The sequence below is a fragment of the Streptomyces sp. NPDC102462 genome, from assembly GCF_044765425.1.
Classification (GTDB): Bacteria; Actinomycetota; Actinomycetes; order Streptomycetales; family Streptomycetaceae; genus Streptomyces.
Map to the genome: position 1 here is coordinate 119,419 of NZ_JBIWKB010000003.1, position 15,080 is coordinate 134,498.

The window sequence follows — 15,080 nt, forward strand, 5'->3', positions numbered from 1 at the left end:
TCATCGTCCCCGGGCCGACCGGCCACGACATCGCTCAACGGTCCACTCTCTCACCCGTCGCGGACGGGTCGACGCTTTCCGATGCGGTGTCCGGCGTCGGGTCACTCGGCTGCTCCGGCTCGGATGCCCCGGATCGGGTCTCGGACTCCTTCTGGAGACGACGCTCCGCGGGGCCCTCGGGGTTCTCCGGCCCTTCGGGGCTGGCCGACCCCTCGGCGTCGTCCTCCCCCGCGGTGTCCGGGCCGTCCTCCTCGGCCTGCCGGGCGGCGGCGCGCTTGCGGTGCGTGTACATCCGGAAGCCGGCGAGGACGAGGAGCAGCACGCCGCCGCCGATGACCAGCATCACGGTGGGCGTGACCTCGGTGACCTTCACGTCGAAACTGACCGGGGCGCCGTACTCCTGGCCGTCCTCCGTGTACAGCTGGGCGATGACGGTCACCCGGCCGTTGGCATTGGCCGAGGTGGTGAACTTCACGGACTGGCTGTGCCCGCCGGAGACGTCGACGGGCTGTTCCGCGTAGGCCTTGCCGCCGACGCTGAGGCGGGTCGGCATGGTCGAGGTGAGCCGCAGCACCAGGTGGTCGACGCCCTGCACCAGGTTGTTCTGCACGGTGACCGGGATGGTGGCGCTGCGGCCGGAGAGCTTCGTCTCCGACTTGTCGATCAGTTTGACCTGGTCGGTCAGGTGGTTGAGCCAGCCCTCGACGCCCTGCCGGAAGCCGTCCGCCGAGCGGGCCTTGCCCCGCCAGGACGTGGCCATCTCGCGGTTTATGGCCCGCCCGAAGGGGGTCACCACGCGGGACTCGTCGGAGAGGACCACCTGGAAGTTGTCGAGCTTGTCCTGCGTCCGCGCGATCTGCTCGAAGACCGTCCGCGGCAGTTCCTTCTTGCGCAGCGAGGAGGGATACCCAGACCTCGAAGGGATCTTCGTGGTGGCGGCGGGGTCGGGCTTGGCCTTGGCGGCGGCGGTGAGGTCCTGCGACTGGGACCAGTTCCCGCCCTCCAGCGCCGTGATCGCCTGGGCCATCGCCCGGGCCTGGCTCGCGGTCGGCATGCGCTGCGGGGCGACGACGATGCTGCGCTGCTGGTTGGTCTGGGTGTTGAGCGCGAGGCTCTGCGCGAGGAACTTCTGCACGGCGACGGTGGTCGGGCCCGCCGCCGTCAGGTCGCCCTCGAACGCCGTGGACAGCCGTGTGTCGGCCACGACGGCCGTGGTGCCGCCGCCGACCGGACGGGCCGCGGAGGGCGTGTAGGGCAGCCCGCCGGTCTCCTGGAGGCTGTCGCTGCGGGCGATCACCTTGTCCGCGCCCGCGGAGGTGGCCACCTTGATGATCGACGGGTCCACGGCGCCTTCCACCGGCCAGGCGAAGTCGGTGCTCGGAGTGATGTGGAGCACCGTCTGGACCGTGGTGGCGGCGACGTCCGTGGCGTCCTTGAGGTGGCTGAGCGAGCCCGTGACGCTGGTGCCGTTGTGAGCGAGGGAGGCGAGGTCCGGGTCGGCGAAGGGCAGGGCGACGACCTGCTTGCCGGCCACGGCCTTCTGCAGGTCCGCGAGGAACTGCTTGGCCAGCGCCTGGTGCGTGCCGGCCGTCGTAGTGTCGCCCTCGCCCCGGATCTGGTAGTTGCGGGTCATCGCGTCCACCGTGGCCAGCAGGTCCGGGTCGATCACCCAGGTGACGTCGAGTCCCGTGCCGAGCGCCAGCATCTGGGACAGCCGGCCGCCGGGGGCGATCTCCTTGGCGAGATCGTCATTGAGGAAGACCGGCGTCTGGTGTTCACCGGGACCGGTCTGCGCCGTCATGCGGACGGTGGAGATCAGCGGCCACAGGAACGTCGTCTTGGTGCGGGTGCCGGCCTCCGCCGGCTGCCAGGGCAGGAAGGTCCGCCGCACGCCCAGCACCTGCTCCCAGGGCTGGGCGGAGGTCTGGCCCGAGAGCGAGACGTCGAATTCGTAGACGCCGTCCTGGCCGAGGTCGAGCTGGTCGACCGGTACGGAGATGGTGAAGTGCTCGGAGACCCCCGGAGAGAGCTTGGCGAAGGTCTCCACGTACTTGCCGCCCACCTCGGCGGTGAAGAGGCCCTGGGTGTCGGAGGACCGCCGGGCGGTGCTGTCGACGGCCGAGCGGGTGGTCAGCAGCGGGCCCACCCGGACTCCCACATGGGCATCGGTGACCGCCTGCCTGCCCTTGTTGGTCACCGTGCCCGACACGGTCAGCGTGTCCCCTTCGGTGGGGGCGCTGGGGGTGAGGGAGTCCACAGAGACGGATACGGTGCCGGAGCCGGCGGCCTGTGCCGGCGCCGCCGTGGGCAGCAGGTACGCACCCGCCAGCAGAGGCACACCGGCGAGCAGCGCCCCGGTGCGCCGCAGCCACCGGCGGGCAGGTGAGGGAGTCGTCCCCTGGAAGTCTGCCGCCTCGGCCACGCGCTCGCCCGTCCCTCGTCGTCGTCAGTGGTCGTCCCAATGTGCGTCCACGCATGGTAACGATGCCCGCTGAGGGGAAGTGCCGCGGTCCGCCTCACAAGATCGGCGACGGGGGCGGTCCGTCCGGCATGCTCGGTATCGGTCGGAAAGCGCGAGTGCACCGTGATGGCAGCGCTTGCACGGGTACGGACGGAGATGTTCGCGTGTGCTTAATGGAGGCGCTTCCGGTGGTCAGGGCCACGTACCCTCTTCTGTTGTGCCGAACGCCAACGAAGACTCTCCCACTGCCCTGAGCCAGGTGCAGCAGCGCGCGGTGAGCGAACTGCTGCGGGTGGCCCCCGTCGCCGACGATCTCGCCCGCCGTTTCCAGGAGGCCGGGTTCTCGCTCGCCCTGGTCGGCGGCTCGGTGCGGGACGCGCTGCTCGGCCGGCTGGGCAACGATCTGGACTTCACCACCGACGCCCGTCCCGAGGACGTACTCAAGATCGTGCGGCGCTGGGCGGACGCCGTCTGGGAGGTCGGGATCGCCTTCGGCACGGTCGGTGCGCAGAAGGACGGCTATCAGATCGAGGTGACCACCTACCGGTCGGAGGCGTACGACCGCACCTCACGCAAGCCGGAGGTGTCCTACGGCGACTCCATCGAGGCGGATCTCGTCCGGCGTGACTTCACGGTCAACGCGATGGCCGTGGCCCTGCCGGAGAAGGAGTTCATCGACCCGCACGGCGGACTCGCGGATCTCGCGGCCCGTGTGCTGCGCACGCCGGGTACTCCCGAGGAGTCCTTCTCCGACGATCCGCTGCGGATGATGCGGGCCGCCCGCTTCGCCGCCCAACTCGACTTCGAGGTGGCCCCCGAGGTCGTCAGGGCCATGAAGGAGATGTCCGGCCGTATCGAGATCGTCTCGGCCGAGCGGGTCCGGGACGAACTGAACAAGCTGATCCTGTCCCCGCACCCGCGCAAGGGCCTGTCGCTGCTGGTCGACACCCGCCTTGCCGGCCATGTGCTGCCCGAATTGCCGGCTCTTCGTCTGGAGCGCGACGAGCACCATCGGCACAAGGACGTCTACGACCACACGCTGATCGTCCTGGAGCAGGCGATGGCGCTGGAGGAGGACGGGGCCGACCTGACCCTCCGGCTGGCCGCGCTGCTCCACGACATCGGCAAGCCCCGCACCCGTCGGTTCGAGAAGGATGGCCGGGTCTCGTTCCATCACCACGAGATGGTCGGGGCGAAGATGACCAAGAAGCGGATGACGGCGCTGAAGTACTCCAACGACCTGGTGAAGGACGTCTCCCGTCTGGTCGAGCTGCATCTGCGCTTCCATGGCTATGGCACCGGGGAGTGGACCGACTCGGCCGTCCGCCGCTATGTGCGCGACGCGGGGCCCCTGCTCGATCGTCTGCACAAGCTGACCCGTTCCGACTGCACCACCCGTAACAAGCGGAAGGCGGTGGCGCTCTCCAGGGCGTACGACGGTCTGGAGGAGCGCATCGCGCAGCTTCAGGAGCAGGAACAGCTCGATGCGATCCGGCCGGACCTGGATGGCAACCAGATCATGGAGATCCTGGGGGTCGCACCCGGACCGGTCGTCGGCAAGGCCTACAAGCACCTGCTGGAGCTTCGGCTGGAGAACGGCCCGATGGAGTACGACGCGGCCGTGGCGGCACTCAAGGAGTGGTGGGCCGAGCAAGACTGAGGCCATGGAACGAGGTCATGTTTCACGTGAAACATGACCGGGCCTGCAACCGCCGAGGGGCGATGTTTCACGTGAAACATCGCCCCTCGGTCGTCGGATCGCCCGCGCTGTTACTTGGTCTCCTTCAGACAGAGCACCACGTCATGGCCGCCGCCCGACTGCACGTAGAAGATCGTGGACTCCTTGACGGACTCGCACTTGTTCTCGTCGCTGGTTCCGTCGAACTTCTCGACGACCTGGTACTGGGAGTCGCTGGAGGAGCAGTCGACCTCATTGAGGTCGGGGCTGGTGTACGACCCCTTGTTGTGCATGCAGGCGCCCACCGAGGTGGTCTCCGCGTCGTCGCGGCTGAAGAACCAGCCGGCGCCGAACTTCAACGCGATCACGACGACGGCGACGACGATGCCGCCGATGACGCGTATCGCCTTCTTGCCGATCCTTTGGCGCCCAGCGGGCTGCGGCGGAGGAACGGGGGCACCCTGCGTGGGGAACGGGGCGTAAGGCTGCTGCGGAGGGTATGGAGCCTCGCCCTGCTGCGGGTGGCCGCCCTGGGGCGGGTGAGGAGCCTGACCCTGAGGCGGGTAGGGAGCCTGGCCCTGGGGCGGCGGTGGAGTTGACACGGGGTCCCCCTGGAACGTTTGTGCGCGTTGCGCGAAATAAGACTCACGTAAGTTAGCGGCTGCCACTGACACCCCCCTCATCCAGGGGGACTCTGTGTCATTGATGTGACACTCTCCGGCGCTCAAAGCGGCCCATAGTCACCGCAACCGCCGCGTAGACAAGGGCGACCACGACCACCAACGCGATCGACCGGCCGTCCGGCGGGAGCATCAGGGCGGCCACCCCCGCGGCACCCACGAAGGCGACGTTGAACAGGACGTCGTACACGGAGAAGATCCGTCCCCGGAAACCGTCGTCCACGGACGACTGGACGATCGTGTCCGTGGCGATCTTCGCGCCCTGGGTGGTCAGCCCCAGCGTGAACGCCGCCACCAGCATGGGCGCCGTGGCGAACGGCAGACCGAGAGCGGGCTCAAGGACTGCGGCGCTCCCGGCGCACACGACGATCCAGCGGCCCGGTCCGATGCGTCCCACCACCCCGGGTGTCACCACGGCCGCGGCGAAGAAGCCGGCGCCGGACACCCCGACCGCGAGCCCCAGCAGCCGGAGTCCGTCGTCGGGGGTGGCGGCGAGGGAGTACCGGCACAGCATCAGCACCAGGACCAGCAGCGCGCCGTAGCAGAAGCGCATCAGCATCATCGAGGACAGCGCCCACACCGCCTCCCGGCGCCGGGGCTCGGCGAGGTGTCGCACGGCCGCCGGCAGGTCCCGCGCGGTGTCCGCGAGGGCCTTGCCGAGGTGCGGTTGCAGCGATCCCCGGTCGGGGCCGAGCAGTTCGGGTGCCATGGTGAGGGACACGAGGGCCGAGCACAGATAGAGCGTGGCGCCCAGCAGCACCACCGCGGCGTCGGAGTCCGACACCAGCAGCCGTACCGCGAAGGCGAGACCGCCGCCCGCGGTGGCGGCGAGCGTTCCGGCGGTCGGCGACAGGGAGTTGGCCATCACCAACCGCTCGGCGTCCACCACGCGGGGCAGCGACGCGGACAGGCCGGCCAGGACGAAGCGGTTGACGGCGGTGACGCACAGCGCGGAGACGTAGAACAGCCAGTCCGGAACCTGGCTGACCATCAGAACGGCGGTGGCCGCCGCGAGGACGGCACGCAGCAGATTGCCGTGGACGAAGACCTGGCGGCGCCGCCAGCGGTCCAGCAGGACGCCCGCGAACGGGCCGACCAGGGAGTAAGGGAGCAGGAGCACGGCCATCGCGGAGGCGATCGCGGCGGGCGAGGTCTGCTTCTCCGGGGAGAAGACGACGTAGGTGGCGAGCGCGACCTGGTAGACGCCGTCGGCGCCCTGGGAGAGCAGGCGCACGGACAGCAGGCGGCGGAAGTTCCGCAGGCGCAGCAGGACGCGCAGGTCACGGACGACGGGCATGGGGCACAGCCTCACACACGGCAGGGTCCCCGGGTCAGGCGACCCGGGGACCCCTCACAGCCCTGGCAGGAGCGATTTCGGCGTGGTCTAGCGCTCGACGTCGCCGCGGATGAACTTCTCCACGTTCTCGCGGGCCTCGTCGTCGAAGTACTGGACCGGCGGGGACTTCATGAAGTAGGAGGACGCCGAGAGGATCGGGCCGCCGATGCCGCGGTCCTTGGCGATCTTCGCGGCACGCAGGGCGTCGATGATGACACCGGCGGAGTTCGGGGAGTCCCAGACCTCCAGCTTGTATTCGAGGTTCAGCGGGACGTCGCCGAAGGCGCGGCCCTCCAGGCGGACGTAGGCCCACTTGCGGTCGTCGAGCCAGGCGACGTAGTCGGACGGGCCGATGTGCACGTTCTTCTCGCCGAGGTCCCGGTCGGGGATCTGCGAGGTGACGGCCTGCGTCTTGGAGATCTTCTTGGACTCCAGACGCTCGCGCTCCAGCATGTTCTTGAAGTCCATGTTGCCGCCGACGTTCAGTTGCATCGTGCGGTCGAGGATGACGCCGCGGTCCTCGAACAGCTTCGCCATGACGCGGTGCGTGATGGTCGCGCCGACCTGGGACTTGATGTCGTCACCGACGATCGGGACGCCCGCCTCGGTGAACTTGTCCGCCCATTCCTTGGTGCCGGCGATGAAGACCGGGAGGGCGTTGACGAAGGCGACCTTGGCCTCGATGGCGCACTGGGCGTAGAACTTCGCCGCGTCCTCGGAGCCGACGGGCAGGTAGCAGACGAGGACGTCGACCTGCTGGTCCTTGAGGACCTGGACGATGTCGACGGGCTCGGCGTCGGACTCCTCGATGGTGGCCCGGTAGTACTTGCCGAGGCCGTCGAGGGTGTGGCCGCGCTGCACGGTGACACCGGTGGTGGGCACGTCGCAGATCTTGATGGTGTTGTTCTCGGAGGCGCCGATGGCGTCCGCGAGGTCGAGGCCGACCTTCTTGGCGTCGACGTCGAAGGCGGCGACGAACTCGATGTCACGCACGTGGTAGTCACCGAACTGCACATGCATCAGTCCGGGGACCTTGGACGCCGGGTCGGCGTCCTTGTAGTACTCGACTCCCTGCACCAGCGACGCGGCGCAGTTGCCCACGCCGACGATGGCTACGCGAACCGAACCCATTCCGGTTGCTCCCTGTGTGTACGAGTGAGGCCCTGAGCGGGCTTCACGTGGCGGTGTCGTCGGGCGTATCCGTCCCGGGGGTGTCCCCGGGACGGGGCAGGCCGCCCGTCGCTCCAGATGTGGTGTTCCGCTGAGCGGACCCTCCGGAGGCGGAACCCTTCAGGTCCCGTCCGGCCCGCTCGCTCTCGATGAGCTCGTTCAGCCAGCGCACTTCGCGCTCCACGGACTCCATCCCGTGGCGCTGGAGCTCAAGCGTGTAGTCGTCGAGGCGCTCCCGGGTGCGGGCCAGCGAGGCGCGCATCTTCTCCAGGCGCTCCTCCAGCCGGCTGCGGCGCCCCTCCAGGACGCGCATGCGCACGTCCCGTGACGTCTGTCCGAAAAAGGCGAAGCGGGCAGCGAAGTGCTCGTCCTCGTACGCGTCCGGACCTGTCTGCGAGAGCAGTTCCTCGAAGTGTTCCTTGCCCTCCGCCGTCAGCCGGTAGACGATCTTGGCGCGCCGGCCCGCGAGGGGTGCGGCGAGGGCGTCCTCATGGGTGCTCCCCGGCTCCTCGGTCAACCAGCCGTTGGCGACCAACGTCTTCAGGCAGGGATAGAGCGTCCCGTAGCTGAACGCTCGGAACACCCCCAGTGACGTATTGAGTCGTTTGCGCAGCTCATAGCCGTGCATGGGAGATTCGCGGAGCAGGCCGAGCACGGCGAACTCAAGGATGCCGGAGCGTCGGCTCATCGTCGCCTCCTCTCGTCCGTCTCACACGCTTATCTCGCTCTGATGTATCGACTCGATACATCACGACGATAGAACGGCGCCCCGGATGGAACAAGAGGGATGACGGTGAACGGGATCACATCACCGATTCGTAGGAAGCAACTTGCCTGATTTGGGGTGAACTTCAGCGCTAGGCGGGTTTTGACGGTGCGTAGTCTGTGCGGCATGTACGCCACCGGGAACCACGTGACGCCTGGGGGCGTCCTCGTCCCTGGTGCAGTACGGGTGAGTGCGGGAACGACCGCATCCGTACTTCGGGGGGACCGGAAACCAGCCGCCGTTTCCAGGCGCGCAAGGGTGCGCCTGCCCGAGGAGTAATCGTTCGATGAGCGAGCACCGTCGCAAACCGCCGCCGCCGCAGGGAGGCGGACGTGCCGCGGCCCGACGCGGCCAGTCCGGCTCGTCATCCGGCCGCCGCGCGGCACCGCGAGGCGCCACCGGGTCTCCTTCCGACTCCTATGGGTCCAGTTCCTATGGGTCGGGCTCCCAGGACCCCGGAGGCCAGGAGCGCCCCTACGGCGGGCGGGCCGAGGCCCGCCGGGCTGCCCAGAGAAGCGGAGGCGGCCGACGCAGAGCGGCCGAGAACACGGGCCCGGGCAGCCGGCGCGACGGCCCTGTCGGACGCGGCAGGGGCCGGGCGACCACACCCGCCAAGAAGCGGTTCATCGACTACCCCAGGGCGGGGAAGTACGGATGGCAGCGCTGGGTGCCCTCCTGGAAACTCGTCTCCGGGCTGTGCATCGGCTTTCTCGGCAGCCTGGTGGCCATGGTCGGCGTCGGCTACGCCATGGTCGGCATCCCCAACGAGAACGTCGCGGCCAAGTCGCAGAACAACGTCTACTACTGGGCCGACGGCACCCAGATGGTCGCCACGGGCTCGGGTGCCAACCGGCAGAACGTCACCATCGCCCAGATCCCCGAGGCCATGCAGTGGGCCGTGATCTCGGCGGAGAACAAGAGCTTCTACAAGGACTCGGGCCTGGACTACATGGGCATCGCGCGCGCCCTGGTCAACATGGCCCAGGGCGCCAATACGCAGGGTGGTTCGACCATCACCCAGCAGTACGTGAAGAACACCTACCTGACCCAGGACCAGACGGTCACCCGTAAGTTCAAGGAGATGTTCATCTCCATCAAGGTGGGCACGAAGCTGACCAAGCCGCAGATCCTCCAGGGCTACCTGAACACGTCGTACTACGGCCGGGGCGCCTACGGCATCCAGGCCGCCGCGCAGACCTACTACGGCAAGGACGCGGTCGATCTCAAGCCGAGCGAGTGCGCCTTCCTCGCCGCACTGCTCAAGGGCCCCACGTACTTCGACCCGGCGGGCAACGAGAGCATCGACAAGACGGCGACGGCCGAGGCCAACCTCAAGCGTTCCCAGGACCGCTGGGGCTGGATCCTCGACGAGATGCACAAGGACCAGCGCATCACCGACGCCCAGTACCAAGAGGCGATCAAGAAGTACCCGATGCCCCAGGACCGCAAGGCGACCAAGGGCATGACGGGCCAGATCAGCTACCTGGCCGACACTGCGAAGAAGTACGTCCTGAACCACTCCGACATCACGGAGGCACAGTTCGACCAGGGCGGCTACCAGATCCACACGACCTTCCGGAAGGACAAGGTCGAGGCCCTCAGCAAGGCCGTCAAGAGGATCGAGAAGGAGAAGATCGACCCGAAGAACCGCGAGGAGGACAAGCACGTCCAGTTCGGCGCCGCGTCGGTGGTGCCCAACGACGGCGCGATCGTCGCACTCTACGGCGGCGCGGGCTACGAGAACGGCCACTTCACCAACAACGCCGACACCTCGGGTGTCCCCGTCGGTTCGACGTGGAAGCCGTTCGTGCTGGCCGCCGCCATGGAATACGGCACCTATAAGACCGACGGCGCGGGCCTGTCACCGCTGAGCAAGTACAACGGCAACGACAAGCTCAAGGTCAAGCGGCCGGACGGCAGCTACTTCCTGGACAAGGACAACCAGGTCTTCCTCCAGAAGAACGAGAGCGAAAAGGCCTGGGGCTACATCTCCCTGCGCAAGGCGATGGAGCAGTCCGTCAACACGCCGTTCGTGCAGCTGGGCGTCGACGTGGGGATGACGAAGGTGCGGGACGTCGCCAAGGCGACCGGCATTCTGCAGGACAGCATGGCGCCGGACCTCAACCCGTCCTTCGCCATCGGTACCTCGACCCCCAGCGCGATCCGCATGGCCGACGCCTACGCGACGTTCGCCGCCTCCGGAAAGCAGACGGACCCCTACTCGGTGACCGAGGTCAAGAAGGACGGCCAGGAGCTGGAGGGCTTCACCAAGCCGAAGCCCTCGCAGGCGATGCCGGCCAAGGTCGCGGACAACATCACGGACGTCCTGGAGAACGTCATCCAGAACGGTACGGGTTACAACGCCAAGGCCCTCGGCCGCGCGGCGGCGGGCAAGACCGGTACCACCGACAAGAACAAGTCGGCGTGGTTCGTCGGCTACACCCAGCAGCTGTCGACCGCGGTCGCGATGTTCCGTGAGAACCCGAAGGACCACAAGCTGCTGTCCATGAACGGCACGGCGGGTGTGGACTCCATCCACGGTGGTGACATCCCGACGCTGGTGTGGACCGAGTACATGAAGGCGGCGCTGAAGGGGAAGAACGACCCCGGCTTCCCGGACGCCGAGAAGATCGGTGAGATCCAGGACGAGGAAGGCGCCCCCTCGCCGACCCCGACGCCCAGTCCGACGCCGAGCGAGACCCTGAGCGATTCGCCCAGCCCGACGCCGAGCGAGACGCTCGAAGAGCCCTCGCCGTCGCCCACCGAGTCCTGCCGGTTCAACTGGAACTGCCCGACGGACGGAGGCACCGACACCGGCGGTGGCACCGACGGAGGCGTGACCTCGTCGCCATCGGCCACGGAATCGGACGGAACGGGCAACAGCAGAGGCAACGGCAACGGCAACGGCAGCGGAGGCATCTTCGCCGGACCGACAAGCTAGAGCCGGAGCCTGACCGGTTGGCGGTCATATCGCCCGCCAAGGGTGTTTCACGTGAAACATGGGCCGCCGCACCCGCGAGGTGCGGCGGCCCTCGGCATGTTCCTGGGCGCGTACGGCAGGATGTGCCCCATGCCCAGTGCAGAAACGACGCCCACACGCGTGCACGAGCCGGAGCCGGTGCGGCCGACCAGGCAGGACGAGGTCGCCGCGGCCGGCAGTGAGCTGATCGGCGGCCCCATCGGACGGCGTGCCCTGCTCGGCACGTCCTGGTGGACCCCCGTACGGGTGGTCGCGCTGGTGGCGATCGGCATGTTCGCCCTCGGTCTGGTCCAGAAGGCGCCCTGCTACAACGGCGCCTGGTTCTTCGGTGCCAGTTCCCAGTACACGCATGCGTGCTACTCGGACATTCCGCACCTCTACCAGGGGCGCGGCTTCGCCGACGGGCTCGTGCCCTACTTCGACAAGCTCCCGGGCGACATGGACTACCTGGAGTACCCGGTGCTCACCGGTGTGTTCATGGAGGTGGCCTCCTGGCTCACGCCCGGCAGCGGCAGCATCCAGCACCAGGAGCAGTGGTACTGGTTCGTCAACGCCGGGATGCTGATGGTGTGCGCGGCCGTCATCGCCGTCTGTGTGAGCCGCACCCACGCCCGGCGCCCCTGGGACGGGCTGCTGGTCGCCCTGGCACCCGCCTTCGCGCTGACCGCCACCATCAACTGGGACCTGCTGGCGGTCGCTCTGACGGCCGCGGCGATGCTGATGTGGTCCCGGGGCCGCTCCCTCGCCTTCGGCGTCCTCCTGGGGCTCGCCACGGCCGCGAAGCTCTATCCCGTGCTGCTGCTCGGCCCGCTGTTCCTGCTGTGCTGGCGCGCGGGCAAATGGCGGGACTTCGGCAAGGCCCTGGGCGGCGCGGCGGTCGCCTGGCTCGTCGTGAACCTGCCGGTGATGCTCTTCGCTTTCGAGGGCTGGTCGAAGTTCTACACGTTCAGCCAGGAACGGGGCGTGGACTTCGGCTCCTTCTGGCTGATCTGGGCCCAGAACTCGACCCACCCGCCCACCACCGAGACGGTCAACACGCTGGCCATGGTGCTGATGCTGCTGTGCTGCGGCGGCATCGCGGCGCTCACCTTCGTCGCCCCGCGCCGGCCCCGTTTCGCGCAGTCCGCCTTTCTGATCGTGGCCGCGTTCATCCTCACCAACAAGGTCTACTCGCCGCAGTACGTCCTGTGGCTGGTGCCGCTCGCCGTGCTGGCCCGGCCCAAGTGGCGGGACTTCCTGATCTGGCAGGTCTGCGAGGTGGCGTACTTCCTGGGGATCTGGATGTACCTCGCCTACACGACCAGCGGAGACGCCCACAAGGGCCTGCCCACCCAGGGGTACCACTGGGCGATCGCGGTGCATCTGCTGGGCACGTTGTTCCTGTGCGTCATGGTCGTGCGGGACATCCTCATGCCGGAGCGGGACGTGGTGCGCCGGGCCGGTGACGACGACCCCTCGGGCGGGGTGCTCGACGGGGCGGAGGACGTGTTCGTCCTCGGCGGCGCGGCCCGCCCGCCGAGGCACGCCGGCCACTTCGGCGCGCCGCAGGTGGAGTGGGGAAGCCAGGAGCCGCCGGCCTCGGCGGACCGTTCGCTCTGAGCGAACCTCGTCCCTGGGCCGACGGGCCACAGGACGGCAGCGGGGCGTGACAAGGGCCGTACACGGAAGTCGTGGCTTCCGTGTACGGCCCTTCGGCTCTCCGGGGTCGGCGCGGAGGCCGGCTCAGCGGTCCATCAGCCGGTCGAACTGCGTGGTGGTGTGCCGCAGATGGGCCACCAGTTCCTCGCCGACGTGCGGCTCGGGTGCGTCCGACGGCACGAACAGGATCGACACCTGCATGTGCGGCGGCTCGGCGAACCAGCGCTGCTTGCCGCCCCACACGAACGGGGAGAGGTTCCGGTTGACGGTGGCGAGGCCGGCCCGTGCGACGCCCTTGGCGCGCGGCATGACACCGTGCAGCGCCTTGGGGGCCTCCAGGCCCACCCCGTGCGACGTACCGCCCGCCACGACCACCAGGAAGCCGTCGGAGGCCGCCTTCTGCTGGCGGTAGCCGAAGCGCTCGCCCTTGGCCACGCGCGTCACGTCCAGGACCGCGCCGCGGTACTCGGTGGCCTCGTGGTCGCCCAGCCACAGCCGGGTGCCGATGCGGGCACGGAAACGGGTCTGCGGGAACTGCTGCTGCAGCCGGGCCAGTTCCTCGGCCTTCAGATGGCTGACGAACATCGTGTGCAGGGGCAGCCGCGCCGCGCGCAGCCGGTCCATCCAGCCGATGACCTCCTCGACGGCGTCCGAGCCGTCGGTGCGGTCCAGCGGCAGATGGATGGCGAAGCCCTCCAGCCGGACGTTCTCTATGGCGGCGTGCAGCTGCGGCAGCTCCTGCTCGGTGATCCCGTGCCGCTTCATCGAGGACATCACCTCGATGACCACACGGGCGCCCACGAGGCCGTACACGCCGTCCACCGACGACACCGAGCGGATGACCCGGTCGGGCAGCGGCACGGGCTCCTCGCCGCGCCGATAGGGCGTCAGCACCAGCAGGTCACCGCCGAACCAGTCCTTGATCCGTGCGGCCTCGTACGTCGTGCCCACGGCGAGGACGTCGGAGCCCAGCCGTGTGGCCTCCTCCGCCAGACGCTCGTGCCCGAAGCCGTAGCCGTTGCCCTTGCAGACCGGGACGAGACCCGGGAACTGCTCCTGCACGTGCTTGTGATGCGCCCGCCAGCGCGCGGTGTCGACGTAGAGCGTGAGCGCCATGGCCGGACCTGGAACCTTTCTCGTGGCTGCGGTGTATCAGAGGTATGAGAGCTATCGACGGTATCGAAGCCCCCGGCGCGCGGTCAGCGGCGCGACATGTAGATGTCCAGCGCCTTGTGGAGCAGCTTGTTCAGCGGGAAGTCCCACTCGCCGAGGTATTCGGCGGCCTGGCCGCCGGTGCCCACCTTGAACTGGATCAGACCGAAGAGATGGTCGGTCTCGTCCAGCGAGTCGGAGATCCCGCGCAGGTCGTAGACGGTCGCGCCGAGCGCGTAGGCGTCGCGCAGCATCCGCCACTGCATCGCGTTCGAGGGCCGGACCTCGCGGCCGATGTTGTCGGAGGCGCCATAGGAGTACCAGACGTGTCCGCCGACGATCAGCATCGTCGCCGCCGACAGGTTCACCCCGTTGTGCCGGGCGAAGTACAGCCGCATGCGGTTGGGGTCCTCGGTGTTGAGGGCGGTCCACATGCGCTGGAAGTACGACAGCGGGCGGGGCCGGAAGTGGTCGCGCACCGCGGTGATCTCGTACAGTCGCTGCCACTCCTCCAGGTCGTGGTAGCCGCCCTGGACGACCTCGACACCGGCCTTCTCGGCCTTCTTGATGTTGCGGCGCCACAGCTGGTTGAAGTTCTTGTGGACCTCTTCCAGGGACCGGTTGGCCAGCGGCACCTGATAGACATAGCGGGGCTGGACGTCACCGAAGCCGGCGCCGCCGTCCTCGCCCTGCTGCCAGCCCATGCGGCGCAGCTTGTCGGCCACCTCGAAGGCGCGGGGTTCGATGAAGTCGGCCTCGATGTCACGCAGACGCTTCACATCCGGGTTCTGGATGCCCTGCTTGATGGAGTTGGCCTCCCAGCGCCGGATGATCACCGGCGGGCCCATCTTCACGGAGAACGCGCCCTGCCGCTTGAGATGGGAGAGCATCGGCTGGATCCAGTCGTCCAGGTTCGGCGCGAACCAGTTGATGACCGGGCCCTCGGGGAGATAGGCGAGATAGCGCTTGATCTTGGGCAACTGCCGGTAGAGGACCAGACCCGCCCCGACCAGCTCGCCCGTCCGTTCGTCGAACCAGCCCAGGTTCTCGGAGCGCCACTCCGCCTTGACGTCGGCCCAGGCCGGGACCTGCATGTGACTCGCCGCCGGCAGGCTCTGGATGTAGGCCAGATGCTGCTCGCGACTGATGGTCCTCAGGGTCAGGCTCATTCGGGGCGCTCCTCGGGCTGGTGTGTCCCCCTGGGTACAGGGGCTCCGGC

10 protein-coding genes are annotated in these 15,080 nt (G+C 68.5%); 3 read left to right on the forward strand and 7 right to left on the reverse strand.

Annotated features, from left to right (window positions below; genetic code table 11):
- Nucleotides 1-34: 34 nt before the first annotated feature.
- Nucleotides 35-2,422 carry a DUF6049 family protein gene (locus ACIRFL_RS04195; protein WP_404023699.1) on the reverse strand — a complete coding sequence of 796 codons (2,388 nt, stop codon included), beginning with the start codon at nt 2,420-2,422 and terminating at the stop codon, nt 35-37.
- A gap of 256 nt (nt 2,423-2,678) precedes the next feature.
- Here ACIRFL_RS04195 and ACIRFL_RS04200 point away from each other — a divergent pair, with 256 nt between their 5' ends.
- Complete coding sequence (locus tag ACIRFL_RS04200; protein WP_404023701.1) at nt 2,679-4,121, forward strand: CCA tRNA nucleotidyltransferase; 1,443 nt, start codon at nt 2,679-2,681, stop codon at nt 4,119-4,121.
- A 110-nt stretch (nt 4,122-4,231) separates the two neighbouring features.
- Here the strand turns inward: ACIRFL_RS04200 and ACIRFL_RS04205 are convergent, their stop codons facing one another.
- The 4 genes from ACIRFL_RS04205 to ACIRFL_RS04220 form a co-directional block, all read right to left on the reverse strand.
- Nucleotides 4,232-4,741, reverse strand: a complete 510-nt coding sequence (locus tag ACIRFL_RS04205; protein ID WP_404023703.1) for a hypothetical protein — start codon at nt 4,739-4,741, stop codon at nt 4,232-4,234.
- 97 nt (nt 4,742-4,838) lie between these two features.
- Nucleotides 4,839-6,116 carry an MFS transporter gene (locus ACIRFL_RS04210; protein ID WP_404023705.1) on the reverse strand — a complete coding sequence of 426 codons (1,278 nt, stop codon included), beginning with the start codon at nt 6,114-6,116 and terminating at the stop codon, nt 4,839-4,841.
- Nucleotides 6,117-6,203: 87 nt separating this feature from the next.
- Nucleotides 6,204-7,286, reverse strand: a complete 1,083-nt coding sequence (locus tag ACIRFL_RS04215) for an inositol-3-phosphate synthase (RefSeq protein WP_404023706.1) — start codon at nt 7,284-7,286, stop codon at nt 6,204-6,206.
- Nucleotides 7,287-7,329: 43 nt separating this feature from the next.
- Nucleotides 7,330-8,013: a helix-turn-helix transcriptional regulator gene (locus ACIRFL_RS04220; protein ID WP_404023707.1), complete on the reverse strand. Its 684-nt coding sequence runs from the start codon at nt 8,011-8,013 to the stop codon at nt 7,330-7,332.
- A gap of 364 nt (nt 8,014-8,377) precedes the next feature.
- Between ACIRFL_RS04220 and ACIRFL_RS04225 the strand changes: the two genes are divergently transcribed.
- Together ACIRFL_RS04225 and ACIRFL_RS04230 are read left to right on the forward strand one after the other, a co-directional pair.
- Nucleotides 8,378-11,032 carry a transglycosylase domain-containing protein gene (locus ACIRFL_RS04225; protein WP_404023708.1) on the forward strand — a complete coding sequence of 885 codons (2,655 nt, stop codon included), beginning with the start codon at nt 8,378-8,380 and terminating at the stop codon, nt 11,030-11,032.
- Nucleotides 11,033-11,161: 129 nt separating this feature from the next.
- The gene (locus ACIRFL_RS04230) at nt 11,162-12,670 is read left to right on the forward strand and encodes a glycosyltransferase family 87 protein (protein WP_404023710.1); all 1,509 of its coding nucleotides are present in this window, start codon (nt 11,162-11,164) and stop codon (nt 12,668-12,670) included.
- Nucleotides 12,671-12,793: 123 nt separating this feature from the next.
- On the opposite strand, the gene ACIRFL_RS04235 is transcribed toward ACIRFL_RS04230, so the two are convergent.
- A complete protein-coding gene (locus tag ACIRFL_RS04235; RefSeq protein ID WP_404023711.1) occupies nt 12,794-13,825 on the reverse strand; it encodes an alanine racemase in 1,032 nt (343 codons plus the stop codon).
- Between the two features lie 83 nt (nt 13,826-13,908).
- Nucleotides 13,909-15,030 carry a peptidoglycan bridge formation glycyltransferase FemX gene (femX, locus tag ACIRFL_RS04240; protein WP_404023712.1) on the reverse strand — a complete coding sequence of 374 codons (1,122 nt, stop codon included), beginning with the start codon at nt 15,028-15,030 and terminating at the stop codon, nt 13,909-13,911.
- Nucleotides 15,031-15,080 lie beyond the last annotated feature (50 nt).